Genomic DNA, 23,236 nt, shown 5'->3' with positions numbered 1-23,236 from the left:
CCACGGGGGCTTCCGGGCGCGAGGCTGTCAGGAGTCGGCTGCAAGCGCTCTGTGAAGAAGCTTCACCCACGCAGCACAAGCTGGAAGTGGCTGAAAGCAGACAGGGGTGGAGGTTTCTTCCGGGCGGGCCCTGGGTCTGGAGTGGCTGGATTTCTCTTCCGTCAGTTGTGGGGTGCACAGAGTTTTGTGAACGTGGGTTCCCGGGGGGCGGCCCGGCCTCCGGACCTCTCGGGACGAGCGGCAGCGGCCGGAGGGCGGGCCGACGCATCGCTCAAGCCCAGCAAGAATGCCTTCTCTTGTGCTTGTTCTCACGGACTCCGGTTGGATGCCCAGGGAGGCCGGCTCGACGGGGGCCCTGCGCGCGGGGCCGAAGCGCGCCTGCTCGCCGGGGCGACGCGAGCGCTGGGCGCCGCCGGTGCACCGCGCTGACCGGGTTTCGTCGACGCCCCTGCCGATGATGCTGGCCTCGTACGCAACCACCCGGCTGTCCAGTGCCCGGTGCACGGGTGCCCAGCCCGCTGTCGCGCTAGGGCGCGGCACCTGATTGCCCCATATGCCTGATCATGCGCGTGGCGCGGCACAGGCTCGGTGCGGGAAGCGGGATCATCACGGGCGGGTGCGGTGCGTTCTGTGCCCATCGTCCCGGCCATTCCTCGGCCGGCGGCCCTGTGCCCCGTCTCCCGTTCCAAGGGGCGTCCGGCGGGCACAGGGCCGACGACGTCGCTGGAGCCGCAAGCAGCACGCGTGGCTTCACGAATTGCCGGCCGCAGCAGTTCACTCTCGATCGCATGGCGAAACCAGACGGTGCTGCCGAAGCAGCCCGGACTGAAGCCGGGGCTGCCGCGATCCGCCTTTACGCAGAGTGCTCACCCGAGCGCGGCTGCGGCCTGGCGCCTTGTCAGGCGGTCAGGCGGTGGCCACGGCGAAGGGGCCCGTGCCGACAGTGAGGGTGCTGGTCACGGTGTTGGCGGCGGTATCGATCACCGACACGCTGTTCGACCCTTGGTTGGCGACGTAGGCACGGGCCCCGTCGGGGGTGAGCGCCACGCCGTAGGGGGTGGTGCCGACGGTGAGGGGCGTGCCGGTCACGGTGTTGGTGGCCGTGTTGATGACGGAGACGGTGCCGGAGCCGGAGTTGGTGACGTAGGCACGGGTGCCGTCCGGAGTGATCGCCGACCTGCGCGGGGTGGTCCCGACGGTGATGGTCGTGGTGACGGTGTTCGTGGCGGTGTTGATGACAGAGACGGTGCCGGAGCCGGAGTTGGTGACGTAGGCGCGGGTGCCGTCGGGGGTGAAGGTCACTCCGCGCGGGCTGGAGCCGACAGGGATAGGGCTGCCGACGACGGTGTTGGAGGCCGTGTCGATCACCGAGACACTGTTCGTCCCCTGGCTGGTGACGTAGACGCGCGTGCCGTTGGGGGTGACCGAAATGCCGTACGGGTTGGTGCCGACGGTGACGGTGGTCAGGACGCTGTTGGTAGCGGTGTTGAGCACGGACACGGTGCTCAGGCCGTTGTGCGCGACGTAGGCGCGGGTGCCGTCCGGGGTGATCGCCACGCCATGAGGGGTGGTGCTGACGGGGATGGTGGTGGTGACGGCGTTGGAGACCGTGTCGATGACCGAGACGGTGGCGGAGCCGTTGTTGGTGACGTAGACGCGGGTTGCGTCGGGGGTGACTGCCACGCCCCGCGGGTTGGCGCCGACGGTGATGGGGGTGCCGGTGACGGTGCTGGTGGCTGTGTTGATCACCAGCACGTTGTTGGAGCCGGTGTTGGTGACGTAGGCGCGCTGCAGGGTGTAGGTGAAGCCTCCGGGGACGGTCACGCTGCCGCCCGGCGTGGTGACCTGGACGGTGGCGGTGCCGGTGCCCGCCGGAGTGGTGCCGCTCAGCGAGGTTCCCGCTGCGTTGACGGTGACCCCGGTGGCCGGGGCGCCGTTGAAGGTGACGCCGGCCCCCGTCAGATTCGTTCCGGTCAGGGTGAAGGACGTGCCACCGGAAGGAGTGCCGAAGGTGGGGGTGAGAGCGGTGACGGTGGGTGCGCCGACGTAGGTGTAGGAGAGGCTGTTGCTGGTTCCGCCGGCTGTGGTGACGGCGACGGTATCGGTGCCGGCCGCATCCCCCGCGGGCGTAGTGACGCTGATCTGGCGGTCGTTGATGACGGTCGGGATGACGGTGTGGGTGCCGAAGCGCACGCTGGTGGCGGTGGACAGGGCGCTGCCGGTGAGGGTGACGGTGGCACCTCCTGCCAGCGGGCCGGAGGCAGGCGTCACCGAACACAGAAAGGGCGGGTCGAAGTAGTAGAAGGGGATCGGGTCACTGACACCGGCCGGGGTGGTCAGCGTCACCTCCACCACACCGGTGCCGGCCGGGGCTACCGCGGTGACTTCGGTCGGCGAGATCTGGGTGATGCTGGTGGCCGGCTTGGAGCCGAACATCACCGCGCTGGTGCCGGCGAGGTTCGTACCGGTGAACGTGACCTGGGTGCCACCCGCGGTGGACCCCCGGTTCGGGGACATGGGCATGGTGGTGCCTCCTGCCTGTGATCACAGACGGAACCGCGATGTCACACGACCGGTACGCCGGTCCACCGCAGCGCCCCGATCATCGGGCTGATGAGCTAGGAGCCCCCGCGCCACCCCGGAAGCAGGCGGTTTACCAGACGACGGAACGTGTTCAGTAATCCACCGCGACGGGCCGCCAGCAATAGCCGCGTCCCCAAGCCACCTGGACGACGGACGCATGCAAAACCCAGCACAACCCGCACCACCGCGCACACCAAGCGCGCGACATCCCCCACCGTTCGACGGCCCTCCGGCGCAACGCCGAGCCCAGCGCGTTGCCTCTCTGCGACCAGCGGCCTGCTCCCCGCGCCAAGGATGGCCTCCAGGAGAGCGGCGGACTCACCATCCGCTCCACCCAGAAGTCGGCCCTGAACGGTCCGTGATGGGGCGGGACACAAGCCTGGGTGCCGCTTCGGTCAGCGCAGTCTCGACCTGACCGACCCGCCGGGCGTGAGAATCGGCATCAGGCTGAGCCTTCGGCGTTGTTCGTTCCGGGGCTGTCTCCAGGCGGCGGTTCGCGGTCCTCGGGTGACGCCTGATCGCTCAGGAAACGTTCGCTCTCCCAGGTCAGAGTGCGCTCGATCTGAATGAAGTTCAGACCTGTCACCTCAGCGAGCTCATCTTCATCGAGCTCCGGCTGAGAGCGCAGGGCCCGGGCGACTTTACCGGCCCAGAGCTCTTCCCTGACATACGGGCGTTGCCGGTACTGCCGCTGAAGCTCACCCAGGTGATCGGGCCCGCAGGCCGCAAGGCGTCGCAGGCCGTCCTGCTGCGGATCGTAGGGGTGGATGGCGGAAGAATCCGGAACCAGCGTGAAGACCTGAGACGCGGGAGAGGTCAGGGCGCCGCACAGGTCGCACATACCCGCATCAGGACCGGTGGTGGCCGACCGGTCACCTTCGCACATGTGGACCTTCTTCCATCTGGACGCGGATGCAGGACGCCGGCCGCACCGGTGCCGCACCAGTACCCGCCCGAACCACGATGGTGAGGCCGCCCCCGACGGTCCCCTGGAGTGGGCGGGGGCGACCTCGTGCAAAGCCCGGCGACGGCCGGCCCGGACTCCCGATCACATGCGAGACCTGTGGCGAACTGCGCAATCACGGCAGCCCGGGAACGGTAAATTACCGGAAACGATCACTCGATGGCGGCACCGGCGCGACACAGAACCGAAGCCCGGACCTCGCGCGCCAGGCCGACCGCACCGCCCCGGCGGACCGAGTACACCGCTTGAGAGCCGGCCCCGCGGATACGGCGCTGCCCGCCAGCCACGCGGTGCGAGCATGAGCCCTTCCACCTCTTCGATAGTGGGAACGTGGCCGTCCAGCGCATCGCGGGCCTCGCCTGCCGAGCGCGCCCATTCAGCCAACGTCAAATACCATCCGTCATACGGGTGTTGGCCTGAGACGTTCGGGCATGGCTTCGGCATGCTGCCTGAACCAGACCACCCCAGGGTCAAGGGGAGCCCGGTCGTTGCGATCGAGGACTACCAGCACGCATGCGTCGTCGTCCTGCAAGGAGACCTTGACCACGACGACCAAGATCTGCTGCGCCTCACGATGCGAACGGCTCGGCTCTCCGGCAAACACGTCATCATCGACCTCTCACGCGTCAGCTTCCTGGACGTGGCAACGGTGGGAACCCTGCTTCGGGCGGGGAAAGCCCCTCTTTGTCTCGCAGGACCGCTCGCACTCAACCCCCAACGTGTGCTGGAGCTCACCGGGACCGAGGGCGTCTTCCGTGTGTTTCCCAGCCTGGCCGACGCTCTGGTCGAGCCGTGGCTCATCAGCCTGCAACCACCCCGATCGAGGCTCTGACAACTGACGTCAGACGGTTCGGCCCGGGCGCACTGCTCAGTCCGTCGGCGGCGACGAGCGCGGCGACACTCCCGGGGAGCAAGCCGTCGTGCACGTACGATCCGCAGGCGGGCAAGAGCGGCGGTGCCCGTGGCGAGGCACACCGTTAGGCGGCCATCTGGCGCCTGACGCGGTGGCCGGCAACGATCCGGTGCAGGAGACGCTGCCACGAGCGCACCCGCAGCGGCCGCACCCGCCGCGAGGTACCGGTGGCACCGCCGCGGCGGGTTGCCATCGGTCGGCCGCGGAAGCGGCTGGTCGACGAGATCACGGCCCCAGCTGCCGATGTGCATAAGCGGCTGCTGCCACTCACCATCCCGCTGGACCAACGCCGGGTCGAGCTCCCCCCTCATCGGTGACAGCGCGCACCCCTTGCCCATCGACCGGCGTCCTGCCTGCCGCTCGTCTCGCTGACGATCGTGCCGATTGCCTGCAGCTCTCAGAGCTTGCGAGTGTCGCGGGGCTCGGCGTAGGGCTCGTCACCCGGGGGATGGCCGCGTTCGGTGGCGCGTCCGCGTTCAAGTTCGGCATTGAACTCCAGCCCGAGCAGGATCGCGATGTTGGTGAGCCACAGCCAGATCAGCGCGACGATAGGAGTGGCGAAGGTTCCGTAGGTCTTGTTGTAGCTGCTGAAATTGGCGACGTAGAGGGCGAACAGTGCAGAGGCGATGAGCCAGATGGCCACGGCCAGGACGCCGCCGGGCAGCACGCGCCGGATGCGGCGTTTGACGTTCGGGGCTGCCCAGTACAGCACCATGACACTCAGAGCGACCAGGATGAGCATGACGGGCCACTTGGCGACATTCCACACGGTCACTGCCGTGTCACCCAGGCCCAGGATCGACCCCATCTTCTTGGCCACGGTGCCGGTGAACACGACCCCGACCGCGGTGAGGGCCAGAAGGATCACCACGGCGACGGTGATGCCGAGACGGACCCACAGCGTCTTCCACACCGGCCGGCCCTCACCGATGTCGTAGACGACATTGGACGCCCGCATGAAGGCGGCGACGTAGCCGGAGGCCGACCACAGAGCCAGGGCAATACCGATGATCAACGCGAGCAGGGCCTTGCCCTGGCCGCCCTTCAGCTGCTCCAGGATGGTGGTGAGGAGGCTGCGCACGGACCCGGGCGCGACGGTGGAGAGGTTCTTGATCATTGAGTCGATGGCGGAAGGACCCAGCAGACCCAGAATGGATACCAGAGCCAGCAGGGCAGGGAAGATCGCCAGTACTCCGTAGTAGGTCAGGGCAGCCGCCCAGTCCGTGAGATTGTCCTTTTTGAACTCCCGCAACGTGCGCTTCACGACGCCCGTAGACAAACCACCCTCGGCGGCACCTTTCCGGGACGGACGACCGGCCTCGCCGCCGTCGCCATCCTCGTCTGCGTGGGAGCGACGCGCGCCGCCACCGTCGCCGCTCGGGCGTCTGTGAGCGCTACCACCGTGGTCAGCGTCGTCGACCTCGTGGTGTTCTCGGTCCGGACCATCCGAGGGGGGCGTGGCCACTGTGACTCCTTTCGCGAGAGTCGGCGCCCGCAGCGGCCGGCGCGCTCAACTCTGCTTCGCATACAACCTCGCTGGCCGGCAGTACCGGCTCGGGACGCTGTCCGCTGAGACGGTCGCAGGATTGCGTCCCCATCACACCCGCTGAGCTGGCTGCTGACACCCGGACGGCACCCATCTGGATCAGCCGCCCCACCTACGGGTGGTGGCTCCCCGCCCCATGCGAGGGGGCGGGGATGCGCATGTTCGGTGACCGCGGTCTTGGGAGATCTCGTGCGAGCGGCCTTGAGCGACCGGGGCCGCAGTCTGACCGAATCCGGCACGGGAGCCAGGTCTCATCAAGAACGCGATCGACCTGGATTGCCCAGCTGCGGTGGTACCGGCTGTCCGAGCGGAGCATCGACCGCGGCGACGGCCAGGGTGCATGGCCGGCCCGGAGAGCGTCCTGGCGTCGGAGACCAAGCACTCGGCGACGCCGACCGGGCGGCTCGCCGGACCCCGACACCAGGGGAGGCGCAGGTCCCGGCCCCGCACACTGGTGGATCTCAAGGTGCGGGGGCGTCGCACGGGACCGCAGACTACTCGGGAGACCGATGACGTGGCGGAGAGGAGCCGAGGGTGGGGATTCCCGTGCCGCCCGCGGGGACCGGGGCGGCCTCCGCAGCCCGGCCGGGCGCGCCGGACCCGTTTCAGGCGGTCGCCGAGCAGTTCGCCGGGTTGGTCGAAGGGCACGTCCTGGACCTTCCCCTGCCCGGCTCCGGGCGGACCGCCGAACGGTTCGGGGCCCTGCGGGCCCTGGGACGGCAGGACCTGTCCGTAGCCCGGCTGGCCGAAGGGCACGTCGATGCGGCGGCGATCCTCGACGAACTGGACGGCTGCGCGGCGAATCCGGGAGAGCGGTGGGGCGTGTGGGCGGCCCATCCGCCCGGCCCGGAGCTCCACGCCGACAACGACGGCACCGGCTGGCGCCTGCGGGGCGTCAAGCAGTACTGCTCCGGAGCACGGATCTGCACCCACGCGCTGGTGACGGCCGAGACCGGCCGGGGGCGGCGCCTGTTCGCCGTGCGCCTCGCCGACCGGGGCGTGGCACCGGTGCCGGACAGCTGGCAGGCGCTGGGCATGGTGGGCAGCGACACCCTCGACGTCACCTTCCACGACGTTCCCGCGGAGCCGGTCGGTGAGGTGGAGGGCTATGTGCAGCGGGCGGGCTTCCAGCACGGCGGTGTCGGGGTCGCGGCCTGCTGGCTGGGAGGCGCTCAAGCAGTCGCCGACACGCTGCTGAACGCGGCGGCGCAGCACCCGCTCGACGGGCACGCCGCCGCCCACCTGGGACAGGCGGACGCCCTGTTGCACGCCGCCGAGACGGTCCTCGACCGCGCAGCGCGAGAGATCGACGAGGACTTCCTGGACCGGAGCAGCACAGGCCGGGTGCGCAGCCTGCGGGTGCGGGCCTTCGTGGAGAAGGTCTGCACCGAGGTGCTGCAGCACGTCGGACGGGCCACCGGCGCCGGGCCGCTGTGCCGGAACGCGGCGCACGCCCGAGCGGTGGCGGACCTCACCGTCTACCTCCGCCAGCACCACGCCGAGCGCAGTGACGCGGAACTGGGCACCCTGCTGGCGCGCGGCGAGGGGGCCGCGTGAGCGCAGACCTCCGGCAGGCCGCTGCCGACGCCATCGACGCCCCGGGCACCGCAGAGGGACTGTGGGCGGCGTGGGACGCCCTGCACCGTCTGCCCACCGCGGCCCTGCCCGGCGGTCCGGTCGTCGTCGTGGCCGCCCATCCCGACGACGAGGTGCTGGGCTTCGGCGGCACCCTCGCCCGCCTCGCCACCGCCGGCACCGAGGTCTACGTCGTGACCATCACCGATGGCGAGCTGTCGCATCCCCATAGCACCCTTGTCACGCCACAGCAGCTGGCCCGCACACGCAGCTCCGAACTCCGTTCCGCTCTCGCTGTGTTGGGTCTACCGGACGTGCGGCCGGTGCGGCTCGGCGTGCCCGACACCCAGGTCGACCGCCACGAAGCCGCGGTGGCCGGACGGCTCGCCGCTCTGCTGCGCGAGACCGGCGCCGCCTGGTGTGCCGCCCCGTGGTCCGGGGATCTGCACAGTGACCACGAGGCGGCCGGACGGGCCGCCCGCCGCGTGTGCCGGCAGGCGGGGGTGCGGCTGTGGATGTATCCGGTGTGGATGTGGCACTGGGCCCGCCCGGGCGATCCACGCGTCCCCTGGGGCGACGCCGCGCTGCTGCGGCTGCCGGCCGATGTCGCGGCGCTGAAGGCCGCGGCGATCGGGCAGTTCGTCAGCCAGCTCCACCCCCTGGGCGAGGGCGCGCAGAACGCGGCGATCCTTCCACCGGAGGAGGTCGCACACCACACCCGGCGCTTCGAGGTGATGTTCCGTTGAGCACCCCACCCGGCTACTTCGAGGCCATGTACGGCGCCTCTACGGACCCCTGGGACCTGGCCGGCCGCTGGTACGAGCACCGCAAGTACGCCCTGACCCTCGCCTCGCTGCCCCGGCAGCACTACCGGGCCGGCTTTGAGCCGGGCTGCTCCGTCGGCGTCCTGACCCGCCAACTCGCCGCCCGCTGCGACCATCTGCTCGCGGCCGACCGCGTCGCCTCCGCCGTCGCCACCGCCGACGCGCGCAACCGCGACCTCCCGCACGTCGACGTGCGCCGGCTCACCGTCCCCGATCAGTGGCCCGAAGGCACCTTCGACCTCGTCGTCCTCTCCGAACTCCTCTACTACTTCGACGACACGACACTGCAAAACACCCTCGACCAGGCCGTGGCCTGCCTGGAACCCGGAGGCACGCTGATCACCGTGCACTGGAACCACCCCGTACCCGAGCATGTGCGCACCGGTCCCGAAGTCGCCACCGCGGTCGCCGCCACCCCGCAGCTGTCCCTGCTCACCGAGGTCCGCGACGCGGATTTCACCCTCCAGACCCTGCTGCGCCGCCGCGGCAACGACAGCGCCCCGCGCTCGCCCGCCCAGCATGAGGACCTGGTGTGAAACGGCCACCACCCCCTCCCTCGGCGCTCGCCGTGGTCATCCCCGCGCACAACGAAGCGCACGAACTCCCGGCCGCACTGGCCGCCCTCCGCGTGGCTCTCCGTCACCCGGAGGCGGCCGGAGCGCCCGTGGTGACGGTGGTCGCCGCAGATGCCTGCACGGACACCACGGCCGCGATCGCCGCGCACTGGGGCGCGGCGATCGTCGAACTGCCGGCGCACAACGTCGGGGCCGCCAGGGCGGCTGGCGTGGCGTGCGCCCTCCGCCTGCTCGGTTCCCGAGGGGAGCGGGCATGGATCGCGACGACGGATGCCGACTCCCTCGTACCGCCATGGTGGCTGGCCCACCAGCTGCGGTGCGCGCGCCAGGGCTGGCACTGCGTCGTCGGCACCGTGCGCATCCGCCCCAATGCCGCGCTCGCCCCTCGGACGGTGGCCCGGCACCGTGCCCACTACTTCGCCGGCCGTCCCGCACCACCCCATCCCTGGGGGCACCCGCACGTCCACGGTGCCAACCTCGGCGTAGCAGCCGCGCCCTACCGCGCGGCGGGCGGATTCGCCGCTCTCGCCCACGGAGAGGACCGCGCGCTCGTAGCCGCTCTCGAACAGCGCGACTACCGCATCCTGCGCACCGACGCCTGCCCGGTGCACACCTCGGCCCGACCCGACTCCCGGGCCCCGCACGGCTTCGGCGCCTTCCTGCGGCGCATAGCGCTTGACGACACACCACAGGGAGACATGCCTCTACGCGCCGCAGACCCGGAGGCGGAGCAGCCATCGACCGCACAGGACGAACGGGGCCGACCCGCCGTGTCTCCGAGCGGAGGAGCAGCTGTTGAGCGCGCGGGCCAGAAGGCAACAGCGCCAGCGCAGCGACCATCTCCTTGACGGGCGCCTCCGGTACCGAGGTGCCCTAGGCGAGGACACATATCTCATCGAGGATGCTGCGCTGCGCCTGCCCCCATCGGCCTGGACGGTTGCGCGTGCATGCTGGGCTTCGGCCTGGGCCTTGGCTGCTTCCCTCTCGTCCTTGCGTCGGGGGCGCGGACTGCGCGGCAGCCCGCAGCAGAGGGGGCTCATTGCGTCGCACACCGGCGGCCTCCCGGCTGACGTCGGCCCTCTCGTCCGTGATCACGGTCGGCGTGAGGTGGGTGAGGTCGTCGCGGCTCTGTCCGGGATCAGTCACGATCACTCTATGCAACCGCCGTTCCCAGGGAGTCACGGCCTCGATGCTGCGGGGCCGAAACCGGGTGTGAGTAGTTGCGGTACAGGATGTGTAGCTCACCTGCCCGGGATGCGGCCACCGTCTGGCCCCCGGCTACTTCACCTGCTCTGACCAGGTCCTTTGTTCCGGACGCTGCCGTACGGCAGCGTGGCGGCTACGCGATCCGGTCGCCCACCCGGTACCGCTTATTTAGCCGGCGGCCCGTTTCGCTCGCGTCTACCTGCGGACGACGGGATGCGGCACCAGGACGGCCCGTGCTGAGGACAGAGGGGCACGGAGAACTCCCACCCCACGGCCATGATCAATCTCAGCGCTGCATCCTGTGGCGCAACTACTCGGACCCGTGCTCGCTACCGGGCACTGAGGCCGGGGGCGGGCGGGGTGCGCGGTCGCAGGCGCTCTCCCTGCGGCCCGAACATGATCAGATACTCGACCGGGCCGCCGGGGCCGGCGTTCGCGACCCCATGGAGATTGCGGGTGTCGAACTCGGCGACGTCCCCGGCACTCAGGACCAGGTCCTGGTCGCCGAGTGCGAGCCACAGCCGCCCGTACAGGACGCACAGCCATTCCCAGCCGTCGTGGGAGACCTGCCGGGGCCGCGCGGGCGGCCCCTGGACGGCGGGTAGGACGTGTTTGTGGGCGTGCAGGCCCCCGACGTACCGGGTCAGCGGCAGCACCGCCTTGTCGTCGCCGGAACGCTGGAGCGCGGAGGTGCGGGGCTCGGCGGCGGGAGCGGTGCCGGCCAGCTCGTCCAGGGAGACGCCGTACTCCTTCGCCAACTGCAGCACCACTTCCAGGGTGGGCTTGCGTCGGCCGGTCTCGATCCGCGACAGCGTGCTCGGGGAGATGCCGGTCGCGCAGCTGACGCCGGTGAGCGTGGAGCCGCGGTGTTCGCGCGCGGCCCGCATCCGGGGGCCCATCGCCGCCAGCGTGTCGGCCACGTCGTCGCCTGCCACCCGCTCTGCCCCTTCCGGACGTGCCGCTCCACCATCCTGTCCTGCAAGTTTGCCAGAGTGGCAAGGGCAATCGCGGTGGACGGTCGCTGCGCCGCATGATCGATGCGTACCTGCGTCCACCCGCGAACCGAGAGAAGACCCCATGCAGCCCGAGCCGTCCGCCGCACTCCGCCACTGTACCGTCGAGACCCCTGCCGGGCGCCTGCACCTGGTCGAGCAGGGCACCGGCCCGCTGGTCCTGCTCGTGCACGGCTTCCCCGAGTCCTGGTATTCCTGGCGCCGCCAGCTCCCGGCCCTCGCCGCGGCCGGCTACCGGGCGGTGGCGATCGACGTGCGCGGCTACGGCCGCTCCTCCAAACCCGCCGCGACCGACGCATACCGGCTGGTGGACCTGGTGGAGGACAACGTCGCCGTCGTGCACGCCCTCGGCGAGGAGAACGCGGTGGTCGTCGGCCACGACTGGGGCTCCAGCATCGCCGCCACCTCCGCCCTGCTCCACCCAGGAATCTTCCGGGCCGTCGGCCTGCTGAGCGTCCCGTACGCGCCGCCCGGCGGCCCCCGCCCCACCGACATCTTCGGCCAGATCGGCGGACCCGAGCAGGAGTTCTACGTCTCCTACTTCCAGGAGCCCGGCCGCGCCGAGACGGAGATCGAGCCTGACGTGCGGGGCTGGCTCGCGGGCTTCTACGCCGCCCTGTCCGCCGACACCATGCCCGCCCAGGGCGAACCCGACCCGCACTTCGTCGCCCACGGCGGCCTGCTGCGCGACCGTTTTCCCGCCGGCATCCTCCCGGCCTGGCTGACCGAGGACGACCTCGACGTCTACGCCGGAGAGTTCGAGCGCACGGGTCTGACGGGCGCCCTCAACCGCTACCGCAACGTGGACCGCGACTGGGAGGACCTCGCCCCCCACTGCGGAGCCCCGATCAAGCAGCCATCCCTGTTCATCGGCGGCGCCCTGGACGCCTCCACCACCTGGATGTCCGACGCTATCGACGCCTTCCCCACCACCCTCCCCGGCCTGACCACCTCCTACCTCGTAGAGGGCTGCGGCCACTGGATCCAGCAGGAACGCCCCGAGGAGATCAACCGTCTGCTGACCGGCTGGCTCAACACCCTCACGGGTTGAACCGCCAGCCACGGCCGACGACGGTCTGCCGCTGCGGCCCAAGCCCGTACGCATCCGCCGGCCCGAGGACCTGCTCACCCCGAGGAGGTCAACCTCCCCGAACGGCTCCAGGCCCAGCCCCACCGGAACGTCGAGCTGCGGTAGTCCCGCCCACGACCTGCCCTGATCCCATGATCACCGGCTTAGCGATAACCGCTGTACCGCTTGCATCTGATGCGAACTCGGCAACGGACATATGGGCATGGCCAGGGGGGTGCGGCGGCACCCGGGACTGGAGCTGATCCTGGCCTCTCGCAGAGCCCGGAACCGGTCCATTGCCGAAAACCTAGGGCTCGCCGACCCGCCGTGGCCCAGCCGGCGAGTCGGGAACAGGAGGCTCAGCGGGCCAGCAGGTCCTGGATCGCCTCGGCGATCTCGTCGGGTGCCTCCTCGGCCATGAAGTGCCCCGCTCGGGTCAGCCGGTGGTTCAGGTCCGGCGCCCACGCCTTCCATACCGCAGCAGCGTCATAGCCCAGCTGCGCGCCCCAGTCCTGCTGGACGACCGTCACGGGCATGGCCAGCTGCGACCCAGCGTCCAGGTCCGCTTGGTCGTGCGTGACGTCGATGCCCGCCGAGGCCCGGTAGTCCGCGACGATCGATGTCACCGCTGCGGCGCTCGCCCGCAGGTACTCGGCACGCACATCCTCCGGTATGGCGGTTGGGTCGTTTGCCCAGGCGTCGAGGAACGAGCCGAAGAACGCGTCCGCGCTGCCTGCGATCATCGTCTCCGGCAGGCCCGGCGGCTGCGCCATCAGGAAGAGGTGGTAGCCGACCGCCGCCGAGGCACCGCGCAGGACGTTCCACATGTCGAGCGTCGGCACGATGTCAAGGATGCCCAGGTGCGTGACGGTCTCGGGGTAGTCCAGCCCCGCCCGGAAGGCGACCAGGGCGCCTCGGTCGTGACCGACGAGGGCAAAGCGCTCGTGGCCGAGCGCCGCCGCCAGGGTCATGGCGTCGGCGGCCATGGTGCGCTTGGCGTACACATCGGGGTCGGTGGCCGCCGGCTTGTCGCTGGCGCCGTAGCCCCGCAGGTCAGGACAGATCACCGTGTGCTCGTCGGCGAGCCGCTCGGCGACGTGTCGCCACATCAGGTGGGTCTGGGGAAAACCGTGCAACAGCACGACCGGGGTGCCGCTGCCGCCGACAGCTGCAGCCAGCTCCACACCGTCCGCACCGGGCAGGCGGATGTGATCGAAGCCGGGAATGGTGAGCGTCATGAAGGACCACCCTTTCGGGTCGGGGACTGGACCGGATCAGCTTGGGCGACGGCGATCAGCAGCCGATCAGTACGGTTTGGCGCGGCCGGCCTCTGGCACGGAGGATGGGGCATGCGAATCGACGTGCTCGGTGTGGTTCGGGCCCTCCACGACGACGGCAGCCCGGTTGACCTGGGCGGACCCCGCCATCGTGAGGTACTCGCCCGGCTCGTCGCCGCCGAGGGACAGATGGTCACCACCGACACCCTCGTCAATGACCTGTGGACCGATCCGCCTGCCCGCGCCGTTGGCGCTATGCGTACCTTCGTCGCCGCGCTGCGCCGCGCCCTCGAACCCGACCGACCGCCCCGCAATCCGCCGCGCGTAATCGTCACCGAAGGCCCCGGCTACGCGCTGTGCCTGCCGCGAGAGGACGTGGACGTCCATCAGTTCCAGGACACCCTGGCCCGAGCCCGCCGCAACCCCGACGCGGTGACCGACCTCGGCACGGTACTCGCGGACTGGCGTGGACCCGCCTACGCCGATGTGACCGGCTCCCCATGGGCACAGCGCGAGCGGACCCGACTGGAGGAGCTGAGGTTGGAGGGGGCGGAACTGCGCGCCCGCATCCTCCTCGACTCTGGGGAAGGGGCCGGCCTCGTCGCCGAACTGGGTGCCCATGTCGCCGAACACCCGTGGCGCGAGCCAGCCTGGGGGCTCCTTGCCCGGGCGCTGTACCGCGCGGGCCGCCAGGCCGACGCGCTTGCCACCCTCCGCCGCGCCCGCACGATGCTCGTTGACCAACTCGGACTCGACCCCGGTGCCGATCTCCAGCGCCTGGAGACGGACATCCTCAACGGGTATGTGCCCCCCGAAGGAGCACGTACCGTGTGGACCGGCCCTGGCGTTCGTCTCGGCCCGCGCACCACCGTGGATCTGGCCCGCACCCTCGCACTGGCGGGCGGCGACGCCCTCGTCCACTCGCGGCGCGACCGCCTCGCCGCCGTCCAGGCGGCGCAACGCACGGAAGACCTCTCCCTGACCGCCCGGATCATCGGCGCCTATGACGTGCCCGCCATCTGGAGCCGGGCCGACGACCCCGAGCAGTCCCGCGTCGTCGTCGCGGCTGCCGAGCGCACGCTCACCGCGCTCGGCCCAGACGGCCCCGCCGACCTGCGCGCCCGCCTCCTGGCCACGATCGCCGTCGAGAGCCGCAGCGCCGATCTGTCCGGGACCGAGCTGAAGCACGCGCAGCAGGCGGCGCTGCAGGCCGAGGCACTGGCACGGGACCTGGCCGATCCCGCCCTGCTGGTCTTCGCCCTCAACGGGGTGTTCCTGCAGTCCTTCACCCGCCCCGGGCTCGCGGCGGTAAGAGACCGGATCGGCGCCGAGATCCTCGACCTGGCCACCCGGCACGAGCTGCCGAACTTCGCCGTACTCGGCCGACTCGTCCGCCTGCAATCCGCCTCGGCCCTCGGCGACCTCGACGCCGCAACCTCGCACGCCAATGCAGCCAACCAGCTCGCCGCCACCACCGAAGCGCCCCTCGTCTCCGTCCTCACCAGGTGGTTCAGGGCCCGGGCCACGGCCGCCCGCAGCACCGAACCCGGCGGACCGACCGCCGCCACGGCAGCAGCGCACTACCGCGCTGCTGAGGGCGCCCTCCAGACGGCCGGAATGCCGGGGCTGCATCGGGGCCTGTTCCCGCTCGCCCTACTGGGACTGCGCCTGCTGCACGACCGGCCCGCGCCCACCGACCCGCACCTCGACTGGGGCCCGTACAGGCCGTGGACGCGATCCCTCGTGCTGCTCGCCCAGGACCGAGTCGAGGAGGCCCGTGTCACCCTCGCCGCGGTGCCCGAACCACCGCGTGACCACATGCAGGAAGCCATGTGGTGCCTGACCGCCCGCGCCGCCGTCCGCCTCGGCGAGCGCGGAATCGCCGCACGCGCCGAGGCTGCCCTGCGCGATGCCCGTGCCGAACACGCCGGCGCCGCCAGCGGAATGCTGACCCTGGGCCCAGTGGCGCGCTACCTGGCTGAGGCGGAGGCGTGCGCCGGAGCGGGGTAAGCGACCGCAACACGCGAACCCCGAGCCCGTGGTGATCCACTGCCCGTAAGTGAAGGCCGTCGTGGCGATCTGGGCGACAGCCTTGGTGGTCCCTGCTGGCGACCGCATCGTGGGGGTGCCGAGCGGTCCGTTCGCAACTCTTGGCAGCACGTGTGACGCTCGGCGATTCTCATAAATGAACAGTTGCGACAGTTCTGAGAAACCCCCGAATCCTGCCCGGTTTGCCCCGGGAATCGCTCGCAGAAAGCCTCTCAAACTCCGGCGTTCTGAGAATCACTTCTGAGAGATTCCCGTATGGAGCTGAAGCCCGCCGGTCAAGCGACACATGCGGTAGAACGCCACAATTGCCCCAAGGGCACAGTCCCCGCCGGGAGCCCGTGCCGCACCCGGACCAGCAAGACCGCGGTGAAATACCACACCGCGCGCTTCATCCTTGTCCCAGCGCTCCGCGAGGAACTGGAGATCTCTGTCCCGGCCGACCGGCAGCCGGGCCGGCCGTGGAAGCAGGGCTCGCCCGCCCCGGAGGTGCCCGCCGCCGCGAGCGTGGCCAAGCCGATCCGGATCGGGTACGCCCGGTGCTCAGTCGCCACGCAAGAACCGGCGAGCCAGCTTCAAGCCCTGGAGCGGGCCGACTGCAAGCGCGAGAACCCCAGCCCAGGGCCATGATCAATATCAACGCTACATCCTGTACCGCAACTACTCAGACCCGGAAACCAGGAGAGCGGTCCGCTCCGCCCGTACCGACCCTGTCGCCCCGGGCCACGCACTCTGGCGTGCAGCGCCGGTCACCCGCAGGTATGGACTCACCGGCACTTGGCAGAGGGCATCGGTGGCGGGCCCAGACCGTAGCCGGCGCGGCGTGTCGCGCACCAACAGCGCTGTCGGCTTCCAGGCAGCGGAAGGCCGCCGACTCGGACCAGCCGATAGACCTGGCCCCAAGAGTTCCAGCGTCTCGCGCAGTACAGCGACGGCCCGGGCTTTGCGGTCCACGCCAGTGTGCGCCGCGGCATCCCGGGCTCCGGTCGGCCGATGAGCGACTCTCGAAGCCGGTCTGTCCTCATGCCCTTCTCGTCGGTCTGCGCCGCTCGGGGTTCGCTGCCCTTGGTCTCGCTTTTCATCTCGTTCGCCGGTGGCACCTTCTCCTGCCCTGTGTCCTCCTTGCGGTGGTCCACCTTGGGCACGTAGCGCTCCGGCTGGGAGGACCGGTCGCGCTCTCGTTCTTCTGCTGACGGTGTTCCGAACCCGGGGCTCTTGCATCGCGCGCAACTGCTGAAGAAGGTGCCCAGTGGTGCCCGCGAGCGGATGGGTGCAGCCTGATAACAGCGCTTTCGGGTGATTATCAGGAGCTCGTCATGATTGTGATTCTCGGAGTCATCCTCTTGATCGCTGCCGTAGTCGTCGGCGTCGCCGCCGTTGTCACCAACATGGGTAGCGCACACGAGCTGACGGCAGCGTTCAAGGTATTCGGGTACCACATGACCGGATCCACCGGCATGTTGTTCCTCTTGGGTGCCATCATCGGCGCGGTGGCAGTGCTCGGGCTGAGTCTGCTGCTCGGCGGCATGCGCCGCAGCACCCGCAAGAAGCACGCAATGCGTCAAGCGCTCAAAGGGGAGCGCCACGATGCAGCCGCTGCACGCGGCACGGACCACGAGGGCCGCGTCGACCACCCTGACACGAGGAGCGACCTGGGAACGGCGGCACGGCAGGACGACAGCTCTCCTCGGGGTGACCGACCCGACGGCGACGGACACCGTCACAAGTGGCACCTGTTCGGACATCGACCTGCCCACCGGTAGGTCATGAGCCGAGCGAGTCGTCCACATCATCGCGCACGCCGGGAGCCACTCACCGAGGTGGCCGAGTCGGCCTCCAGCGCGCCGTCAGCACGGCGAACGTAGAGCGTCACGGTGTACCTCGCGACAGGCGCCGAGCGGTACGCCGCCCGACGCGCGTGGCGAGGCGGACCGGGCGCTTGTAGTAAACGTCGCGGTCGAAGTCGGGCGGACGGTCACCTTGACAGCCTCGCCGCAGGCGGGGCCTATCTGGTCGAGGGGCTGGGGCGTGACCGCGCGGATGCCTCGGCGTCGCAGTGACTGCGGATGGCGGGACGAGTGGGCCCGGCCGACCAGCACGGCGAGGGGCTGGTTCTCAGCCTGCCCGGGCCGTTTCGCGGCACGGGGATGCCAGACATCGCCGTCGCGAAGGTAGGGGCGTCACCGGCTTGGCCTGCGGTGACGGTGAAGGTCAGAGGCCGTGCAGCGCCGTCGGCGGCCAGGTGTGCCTTGGTGTTCAGCGCGCCGCGGGAGCGTCCAAGTGCGCGATCGGCAGGCTCGCCGGAGCGCGTCGCCTCTTTTTGCGTCCTCCGGCGGCGTGCTGGTGGGCCCGGATGCCTGTGGAGTCCACGGCGCCGTCCAGTCGATGTCGTCGTCGGCGTCTGCGGGTGCCAGGACGGCGGCCGGCGCTCTTTCGCCGTCGGGAGGCGTCGTGAAGTGGGCAAACGCTCCCACCGTGGACCGGGCGGGCCGGCCAAGGACCAGCACTACGAAGAGGTCAAAGAAGAATAGTGAGGGCCGTTTCAACTATGGGCAAGGAGCAGCTGCGGCGGGCTTACGGGCAGCCGTGCCTCTTGCCCCGGCAGGCCCACGCGGAGGCACGTGGCTGGCTGTGAGCAGCAGTTGAGGTGCTGTTCAGTCAGTCGGTGGCCAGCATCTCTTCCCGCAGGTGTGTGCAGATGCGGGTGATGAGGCGGGAGACGTGCATCTGGGAGAGGCCGAGTTCCTCGCCGATTTCGCTCTGGGTCATCTCGGCGCCGAAGCGGAGTTCGAGGAGAGTGCGGTCGCGGTCGCCGAGCTCGGCCAGGTGTGGCTTGAGGGCCTGGATGTCTTCTGCCAGTGTGAGGGCAGGATCTTCGGCGCCGATGAGGTCGGCGACAAAGCCGGTCTGCTGATTGGAGCCGGAGGCTTGAACGGGCCGGTCTATGGAGTCACTCTCGTAGCCGTTGGAAGCGAGAACTCCTTCCCCCGCCTCTGCCTCGTCCAGATCAAGGTGAGCGGCGAGATCGGCGACGGTCGGCTCGTGGATGCCCTGGCCTTCGAGCTGTTCGCGGGCTCGGGCAAGGTCGATGCGCAGTTCCTGCAGTCGCCGCGGTACGTGGACCGACCAGGTGGTGTCGCGGAAGAACCGCTTGATCTCACCCTGGATGTAAGGGACAGCGAGCGTGGTGAACTCCACGCCGCGCGAGACGTCGTAGCGGTCGATGGCCTTGATCAGACCGATTGTGCCGACCTGCAGCATGTCCTCGGCCGACTCCCGACGGCCGGAGAAACGGCGGGCGACGTAGCGCACTAAGGTCAGGTTCATCTCGATAAGGGTGTTGCGCACGTACTGGTACTCGCGCGTCCCCTCTTCCAGCGCGTCAAGTCGCTGCAGAAATACCTTCGTGAGCTCGCGCGCGTCGGCGGGAGGCATGTGCTGAGGGTCCTCGATCTGCGGCAGCACCGTCGGGGCCGGGACGGCACACACCTTCGACGTGGTCCCCTGCGCTGCTCGTGCCGTCATGGTGCTGTTGCTCATGACCGGCTCCCTCCGGTTGCTGAGCCCCCGTCACCAGGCCCCTACCCGGCACGGCCACGAGCACACCCTGCCAGCCGCGTCGGGTCCGCTCACCCATCGGAACGGGTGAACCTGACGTCTGATCGTTCGACAGTTGGTCGCGGCGTCGGGTGCGGAACCAGGATTACGGCCACGCACGCGGGTCCGACGACTCCAAAGACAGCTGTTTCGGGGGTGGTTCGTGCCGCCCGGACCGGGCGACATCCGCCGCGCCCGTACCTGGCGCGGCAGAGCCGATACTCGTTCGGCCCGCCGGATAGCGCGAGACGAAAGCCGCACCGCGTCCTGGCGTAACCGCTCTCCCGGCACACGAAGGCGGCAAATCAGGCATCCATACCCGGGGCGGACAGCAGGATCGACAAGTCCGTCCCGGCCGACCAGGGCGGAAAGGAAGCTGTGCCGGCCTGACGTCCGGTCGCAACCCGGACCCTGCAGCGGTCTCCGGGTGGACTCATCGTGCAGTGAATGCGGACGGACTGTTCACGGGGCGGACCGGGCTCCCTGTGGGGAGCCCGATCACGCGCAAGTCATCAGCGACCGTGATTCGAAAGCCTCGTGAGCACCTGGAGCTCTACGAGTTCGTCAGGCAAACCCGAACTGCGTCGTCGAGGTGTGGTCCGGCACCGAGGGCGATTCACCTGGGGAGATGCGCGTCTGAGGATGTGGGGTGAAGGTGGGAGAAGAGAGCTTCTGCTCCCAAGAGGCGCTGCGAGACATCTGGGGAGTCTCGCACCGGGGCCGCACGGTGCCTGAGCGACGCGATCCCACGAACGTGACATGAGGCCATTCATGGAAACCGATACGAAAGTCACTCTGGCTGCAGCGCTCGCGGCTGGATATGTACTGGGCCGCACCAAGAAGGGCAAACTCGCCATCGGGGTCGCCTCGATGGTCGCAGGTCAGGCGCTGAGTCCGCGAGAATTGATCGGTCAAGCGCTGCGCAGCCTCGCGGCCACTCCCCAGGCCGCCCAGCTCATCGACCAGGTCCGTGGTGAGCTCCTGAAGTCCGGTCGCACCGCGCTGTCCGCGACAGCCGACCGCAGCCTCGGGGCACTTGCCGGTGCCCTACAGAAACGCACCAGCGCCCTTCAGGGGCCCCCGGAGGACGAGGAGCCAGCCGAGGGCGAAGAGCCGGCCGAGGATGAAGAAGAGGGCAAGGCCGAGGACGAAGAAGGACCGGCTGACGACGAGGAAGAAAGCGCGGACGAGAGCGAAGAAGCAGAGGGCGAAGAGGAGAAGCCCTCCGGGCGGCGACCGGAGAAGTCTTCGGCGAACCGTGCCCGCACAACGAAGTCCCCGGGCAAGAAGGCTCCGGCGAAGAAGGCTGCCTCCGGTAAGCCGACGGCGAAGAAGACAGCTGCCAAGAAGACATTTGCAAAGAAGACGGCCGCCAAGAAGACATCCAGCCGCACCAGTCGCAGGAGGTAAGTCATGGCCACGAAGGAGGGTGACTCGACTCCGGACAAGGCTTCCGGCCTTGACATGCTCAAGGAGCAGCTGGCCGGATTCGCCGAAGCGCAGGGCCAGAGGCTGGTGGACAAGGCCGGAGAGAAGATCAGCGACCTTGCACAGGGGCTGGGCGATGTGGGGGACGGCAACAGCACCCTGGTCAACGTCGGGAAGCGGGTGCTCGGCGGAGGCGAGTCGCCTGTGAAGGCTTTCCTCGGCGAGAAGGCCGGTGACCTCAAGGACAAGGCAGTCGACACCGTGAAAGGGTTCTTCGGCGGTGGCGGCAAGGCCGGGGACAAGAAGGTCACCAACATCGTCGAGGTGATCGACATCGGTATGCCCCTGCGTACCGTGTATGACCGATGGACCCAGCTTGAGGAGTTCAGCGGCTTCACCAAGGGCGTCAAGAGTGTCACGCAGTCGGACGAGATCGAGAGCGACTGGAAGCTGAAAGTGGCGTTCTCCAACCGCAGTTGGAAAGCGACCGTACAAGAGCAGATTCCCGATGAGCGGATCGTGTGGAACTCCGAAGGGGGCAAGGGCACCACACGCGGTGCCATCAGCTTCCATGAACTGACCCCGGAACTCACCCGCATTGTCGCTGTCGTCGAGTACTACCCCGCCGGCTTCTTCGAGAAGACCGGCAACATCTGGCGCGCTCAGGGACGGCGCCTGCGCCTGGACCTCAAGCACTTCCAGCGGTACGTCACGCTCACCGACAACGAAGATCTCGAAGGCTGGCGCGGCGAGATCCGCGATGGCGAAGTCGTCCGAACCCACGAAGAGGGACTCGAAGACGACGAAGATCGAGACGCCGAAGGCGAAGAGGACCAAGAGGTCGAGGATGAGGAAGACTCCGAAGACCTGGAGGACGAGCCCGAAGAGGACGAGGCCCCCGAAGAAGACGAGCCCGAAGAGGACGACGAAGACGCTGAATACGAAGAGGAAGAAGAATAAGATGCGCCGGAAGGAAACGCACGTCGGTGCAACTGCGGGTGCAGTTTATGGCGCGTGAAATGCGTCTGAAATTCTCGGCGATTTCACTATTCTGCGGCGTGAACTATCCTGGCAGTGACGCCACGCTCGCCGGCTCGCGGCGCGGCGTACACGAGAGGCGGATCCGCTCATGACCAAGCATGAAAAAACGCCCCACCCTTCCCACGGCGAAGGGCCGAGCCGCCACAAGGGAACCAAACAGCACGGATGGTCTCCTGATATCGACGAAACCACGCAACAAGACAATCCGAGCGCGCACCGGTCGTTCCACCCTGACCAGTACGCCCCCGAGACCGGACCTCGCAAGGAAACTTCCCAGGAAGAGATGGAGGGCGTCACGGGCGACACCGTCAAAAGTTCCTCCCGTCGCGGAGAAAAGCAGGGCGGCAGGTCCAAGGAGAAGGGAATGCACGACGAAGGTCGGCGAGGCCGTTCGCAGCGCCCCAGCGGCAGCAGGGATGCCGAGGCATCCTCCGGCGTCGACCCGCAGGAACCGCGCTCCAAGTCGGACTGAGCTGCCCAGCTGACGCATCACGACCGCACGGCGATCCGCAGCACGTCGCCCGCCGCGGTCGAGGAGACCCTTGGAGGATCGACATGCTCACGGCCATCGCAGACGTACTCAGGTCTATCGGCGGGGCCATCGCCACCGTCGTCACCCTCCCATTTCGTGCCGTCGCCCGGCTGTTCGGCGGAGCTGCCGACAGCGCCCACGGACGCCACTGAACCCTCGCTCTGCCCAGGCCGCGGACTGGAACTTCCCGGCAGGCCGGGCGGCGCCCCCAACTAAGCGACCAGCGCGGCCTGCGTTGGCTCGCCGCTGCCCTGTCCTTCAGCTGCGTCCCGAACCGTGAACGGGACGTGGTGTCATTCGACGCGGTGTGCTCTGTGGTGGGCGACGCTCAGGTCGACACGGGTGGGGAGGTTGTCCCAGCCGGCGGATCGTCGTGCCCGTTCGACGGCGTCGTGCAGGCCCTTCAGGATCTGCTCCGGACCGGTGCCCGGGCCAAGGGCGAGGCCGATACGGGCCTGTGGGTGCGTGTGCTTGCCGTAGAACAGTGCTCGGCTGTCCCGGACGCCCGGCAGCATGGCGAGGTCGGTGGCGAGCGCGTCGCTCAACGCGTGGTTGCTGACCGTCACCGTCTCCTCGGATGAGTCCGCGACGGTCAGTCGGCGGGGGTGGCGCCGATGCTGGGACAGCAGCCACACCAGGGCGAGCAGCATGAGCAGGGCCAGTGCCGCGATGACGGCCGGCCACCACCAGCTCATGTCCGTCCACCTGGTCTGAACGGCGGATGGGACCAGGACATCGCGCGCAGTGGTGAGCGGCCAGCCGACCGGGGGTACGAGGTGCCGACGCCGGTAGATGTCGGCGCCGCCGGCGAGCACCAGGAGGCCGCCGCCCAGCAGCACGAGCCCGAGCAGGGCGAGCAGAGTTCGGTTGGTCTTAGCGTGTCTCCTCATCATGTTCTCCTAGCGAGTCTGTGCGTACCCGGTCCGGGGCTCGCTACTTCGTGCTCCGGTGCACGCGGACCTTCAGCCGAGGAGGACGCGCCAAGGCGAGTTGGTCGCGTGCCTCGCGGCGAAGGGTGTCGGCGAGGTCGTCCTTCACATCGGCGGT

General features: G+C 69.3%; 20 protein-coding genes and 1 pseudogene. 13 read left to right on the top strand and 8 right to left on the bottom strand.

From position 1 onward, the window contains the following. Positions 1–906: 906 nt before the first annotated feature. Both ACWC9R_RS10150 and ACWC9R_RS10145 read right to left on the bottom strand, forming a co-directional pair. On the bottom strand, positions 907–2,523 hold the full coding sequence (locus ACWC9R_RS10150; protein ID WP_450730202.1) for an IPT/TIG domain-containing protein: 1,617 nt from the start codon (positions 2,521–2,523) through the stop codon (positions 907–909). Positions 2,524–3,025: 502 nt separating this feature from the next. Further along, a complete protein-coding gene (locus ACWC9R_RS10145; protein WP_450730200.1) occupies positions 3,026–3,469 on the bottom strand; it encodes a hypothetical protein in 444 nt (147 codons plus the stop codon). A 520-nt stretch (positions 3,470–3,989) separates the two neighbouring features. Here ACWC9R_RS10145 and ACWC9R_RS10140 point away from each other — a divergent pair. Beyond that, entirely contained in the window at positions 3,990–4,379 is a 390-nt protein-coding gene (locus ACWC9R_RS10140; RefSeq protein WP_450730198.1) for an STAS domain-containing protein, read from the top strand. A 478-nt stretch (positions 4,380–4,857) separates the two neighbouring features. Here ACWC9R_RS10140 and ACWC9R_RS10135 read toward each other — a convergent pair whose 3' ends face one another. Next, positions 4,858–5,925, bottom strand: coding sequence for a YihY/virulence factor BrkB family protein (locus ACWC9R_RS10135; protein WP_450730196.1), 1,068 nt, complete (start codon positions 5,923–5,925; stop codon positions 4,858–4,860). Positions 5,926–6,540: 615 nt separating this feature from the next. On the opposite strand from ACWC9R_RS10135, the gene ACWC9R_RS10130 reads away from it, so the two are divergent. The 4 genes from ACWC9R_RS10130 to ACWC9R_RS10115 are packed head-to-tail and all read left to right on the top strand — an operon-like array spanning position 6,541 to position 9,828. Continuing rightward, entirely contained in the window at positions 6,541–7,563 is a 1,023-nt protein-coding gene (locus tag ACWC9R_RS10130) for an acyl-CoA dehydrogenase (protein WP_450730194.1), read from the top strand. Continuing rightward, a complete protein-coding gene (locus ACWC9R_RS10125) occupies positions 7,560–8,327 on the top strand; it encodes a PIG-L deacetylase family protein (protein ID WP_450730192.1) in 768 nt (255 codons plus the stop codon). The genes ACWC9R_RS10130 and ACWC9R_RS10125 overlap by 4 nt, the downstream gene beginning before the upstream one ends. Continuing rightward, the gene (locus ACWC9R_RS10120) at positions 8,324–8,941 is read left to right on the top strand and encodes a class I SAM-dependent DNA methyltransferase (protein ID WP_450730190.1); all 618 of its coding nucleotides are present in this window, start codon (positions 8,324–8,326) and stop codon (positions 8,939–8,941) included. Before ACWC9R_RS10125 ends, ACWC9R_RS10120 begins: the two co-directional genes overlap by 4 nt. Beyond that, positions 8,938–9,828, top strand: a complete 891-nt coding sequence (locus tag ACWC9R_RS10115) for a glycosyltransferase (RefSeq protein ID WP_450730188.1) — start codon at positions 8,938–8,940, stop codon at positions 9,826–9,828. Before ACWC9R_RS10120 ends, ACWC9R_RS10115 begins: the two co-directional genes overlap by 4 nt. A gap of 687 nt (positions 9,829–10,515) precedes the next feature. On the opposite strand, the gene ACWC9R_RS10110 is transcribed toward ACWC9R_RS10115, so the two are convergent. After that, positions 10,516–11,121, bottom strand: a complete 606-nt coding sequence (locus tag ACWC9R_RS10110; RefSeq protein ID WP_450730186.1) for a helix-turn-helix domain-containing protein — start codon at positions 11,119–11,121, stop codon at positions 10,516–10,518. Positions 11,122–11,263: 142 nt separating this feature from the next. Between ACWC9R_RS10110 and ACWC9R_RS10105 the strand changes: the two genes are divergently transcribed. Further along, entirely contained in the window at positions 11,264–12,250 is a 987-nt protein-coding gene (locus ACWC9R_RS10105) for an alpha/beta fold hydrolase (protein ID WP_450730185.1), read from the top strand. A gap of 377 nt (positions 12,251–12,627) precedes the next feature. On the opposite strand, the gene ACWC9R_RS10100 is transcribed toward ACWC9R_RS10105, so the two are convergent. Continuing rightward, the gene (locus tag ACWC9R_RS10100) at positions 12,628–13,506 is read right to left on the bottom strand and encodes an alpha/beta fold hydrolase (protein WP_450730183.1); all 879 of its coding nucleotides are present in this window, start codon (positions 13,504–13,506) and stop codon (positions 12,628–12,630) included. A 111-nt stretch (positions 13,507–13,617) separates the two neighbouring features. Between ACWC9R_RS10100 and ACWC9R_RS10095 the strand changes: the two genes are divergently transcribed. The 3 genes from ACWC9R_RS10095 (at position 13,618) to ACWC9R_RS10085 (ending at position 17,354) form a co-directional block, all read left to right on the top strand. After that, positions 13,618–15,555, top strand: coding sequence for an AfsR/SARP family transcriptional regulator (locus ACWC9R_RS10095; protein WP_450730181.1), 1,938 nt, complete (start codon positions 13,618–13,620; stop codon positions 15,553–15,555). 294 nt (positions 15,556–15,849) lie between these two features. Then, the gene (locus ACWC9R_RS10090) at positions 15,850–16,221 is read left to right on the top strand and encodes a zinc finger domain-containing protein (RefSeq protein WP_450730179.1); all 372 of its coding nucleotides are present in this window, start codon (positions 15,850–15,852) and stop codon (positions 16,219–16,221) included. A 686-nt stretch (positions 16,222–16,907) separates the two neighbouring features. Continuing rightward, positions 16,908–17,354 (top strand): hypothetical protein, encoded by a 447-nt coding sequence (locus ACWC9R_RS10085; protein WP_450730178.1) that lies wholly within the window; start codon positions 16,908–16,910, stop codon positions 17,352–17,354. A 106-nt stretch (positions 17,355–17,460) separates the two neighbouring features. Here the strand turns inward: ACWC9R_RS10085 and ACWC9R_RS10080 are convergent. Then, positions 17,461–17,961: pseudogene (locus ACWC9R_RS10080) on the bottom strand (hypothetical protein); the annotation flags it as partial. 288 nt (positions 17,962–18,249) lie between these two features. Further along, positions 18,250–19,131, bottom strand: a complete 882-nt coding sequence (locus tag ACWC9R_RS10075; RefSeq protein ID WP_450730176.1) for a SigB/SigF/SigG family RNA polymerase sigma factor — start codon at positions 19,129–19,131, stop codon at positions 18,250–18,252. 828 nt (positions 19,132–19,959) lie between these two features. On the opposite strand from ACWC9R_RS10075, the gene ACWC9R_RS10070 reads away from it, so the two are divergent. The 4 genes from ACWC9R_RS10070 (at position 19,960) to ACWC9R_RS10055 (ending at position 22,341) form a co-directional block, all read left to right on the top strand. Beyond that, entirely contained in the window at positions 19,960–20,598 is a 639-nt protein-coding gene (locus ACWC9R_RS10070) for a hypothetical protein (RefSeq protein WP_450730174.1), read from the top strand. Between the two features lie 3 nt (positions 20,599–20,601). Beyond that, positions 20,602–21,576 (top strand): SRPBCC family protein, encoded by a 975-nt coding sequence (locus ACWC9R_RS10065; RefSeq protein ID WP_450730172.1) that lies wholly within the window; start codon positions 20,602–20,604, stop codon positions 21,574–21,576. Positions 21,577–21,745: 169 nt separating this feature from the next. Then, on the top strand, positions 21,746–22,129 hold the full coding sequence (locus ACWC9R_RS10060; protein WP_450730170.1) for a hypothetical protein: 384 nt from the start codon (positions 21,746–21,748) through the stop codon (positions 22,127–22,129). A gap of 83 nt (positions 22,130–22,212) precedes the next feature. Continuing rightward, positions 22,213–22,341, top strand: coding sequence for an LPFR motif small protein (locus tag ACWC9R_RS10055; protein ID WP_263295776.1), 129 nt, complete (start codon positions 22,213–22,215; stop codon positions 22,339–22,341). A 141-nt stretch (positions 22,342–22,482) separates the two neighbouring features. Here the strand turns inward: ACWC9R_RS10055 and amaP are convergent, their stop codons facing one another. After that, positions 22,483–23,079, bottom strand: a complete 597-nt coding sequence (gene amaP / locus ACWC9R_RS10050) for an alkaline shock response membrane anchor protein AmaP (protein ID WP_450730168.1) — start codon at positions 23,077–23,079, stop codon at positions 22,483–22,485. Positions 23,080–23,236: the final 157 nt, after the last annotated feature.

This window comes from Streptomyces sp. NPDC001219, assembly GCF_053597915.1.
Note: the sequence above shows the minus strand (reverse complement) of the source record. Positions and strands in the feature narration are given on the sequence as shown.

Bases quoted from the DNA above. Each gene is read 5' to 3' on its own strand.
- ACWC9R_RS10060 (WP_450730170.1), top strand. From the start codon at position 21,746: ATGACCAAGCATGAAAAAACGCCCCACCCTTCCCACGGCGAAGGGCCG.
- ACWC9R_RS10145 (WP_450730200.1), bottom strand. From the start codon at position 3,469: ATGTGCGAAGGTGACCGGTCGGCCACCACCGGTCCTGATGCGGGTATG.
- ACWC9R_RS10105 (WP_450730185.1), top strand. From the start codon at position 11,264: ATGCAGCCCGAGCCGTCCGCCGCACTCCGCCACTGTACCGTCGAGACC.
- amaP (WP_450730168.1), bottom strand. From the start codon at position 23,079: ATGAGGAGACACGCTAAGACCAACCGAACTCTGCTCGCCCTGCTCGGG.
- ACWC9R_RS10055 (WP_263295776.1), top strand. From the start codon at position 22,213: ATGCTCACGGCCATCGCAGACGTACTCAGGTCTATCGGCGGGGCCATC.
- ACWC9R_RS10065 (WP_450730172.1), top strand. From the start codon at position 20,602: ATGGCCACGAAGGAGGGTGACTCGACTCCGGACAAGGCTTCCGGCCTT.
- ACWC9R_RS10095 (WP_450730181.1), top strand. From the start codon at position 13,618: ATGCGAATCGACGTGCTCGGTGTGGTTCGGGCCCTCCACGACGACGGC.
- ACWC9R_RS10070 (WP_450730174.1), top strand. From the start codon at position 19,960: ATGGAAACCGATACGAAAGTCACTCTGGCTGCAGCGCTCGCGGCTGGA.
- ACWC9R_RS10140 (WP_450730198.1), top strand. From the start codon at position 3,990: ATGCTGCCTGAACCAGACCACCCCAGGGTCAAGGGGAGCCCGGTCGTT.
- ACWC9R_RS10075 (WP_450730176.1), bottom strand. From the start codon at position 19,131: ATGAGCAACAGCACCATGACGGCACGAGCAGCGCAGGGGACCACGTCG.
- ACWC9R_RS10085 (WP_450730178.1), top strand. From the start codon at position 16,908: ATGATTGTGATTCTCGGAGTCATCCTCTTGATCGCTGCCGTAGTCGTC.
- ACWC9R_RS10090 (WP_450730179.1), top strand. From the start codon at position 15,850: ATGGAGCTGAAGCCCGCCGGTCAAGCGACACATGCGGTAGAACGCCAC.
- ACWC9R_RS10100 (WP_450730183.1), bottom strand. From the start codon at position 13,506: ATGACGCTCACCATTCCCGGCTTCGATCACATCCGCCTGCCCGGTGCG.
- ACWC9R_RS10150 (WP_450730202.1), bottom strand. From the start codon at position 2,523: ATGCCCATGTCCCCGAACCGGGGGTCCACCGCGGGTGGCACCCAGGTC.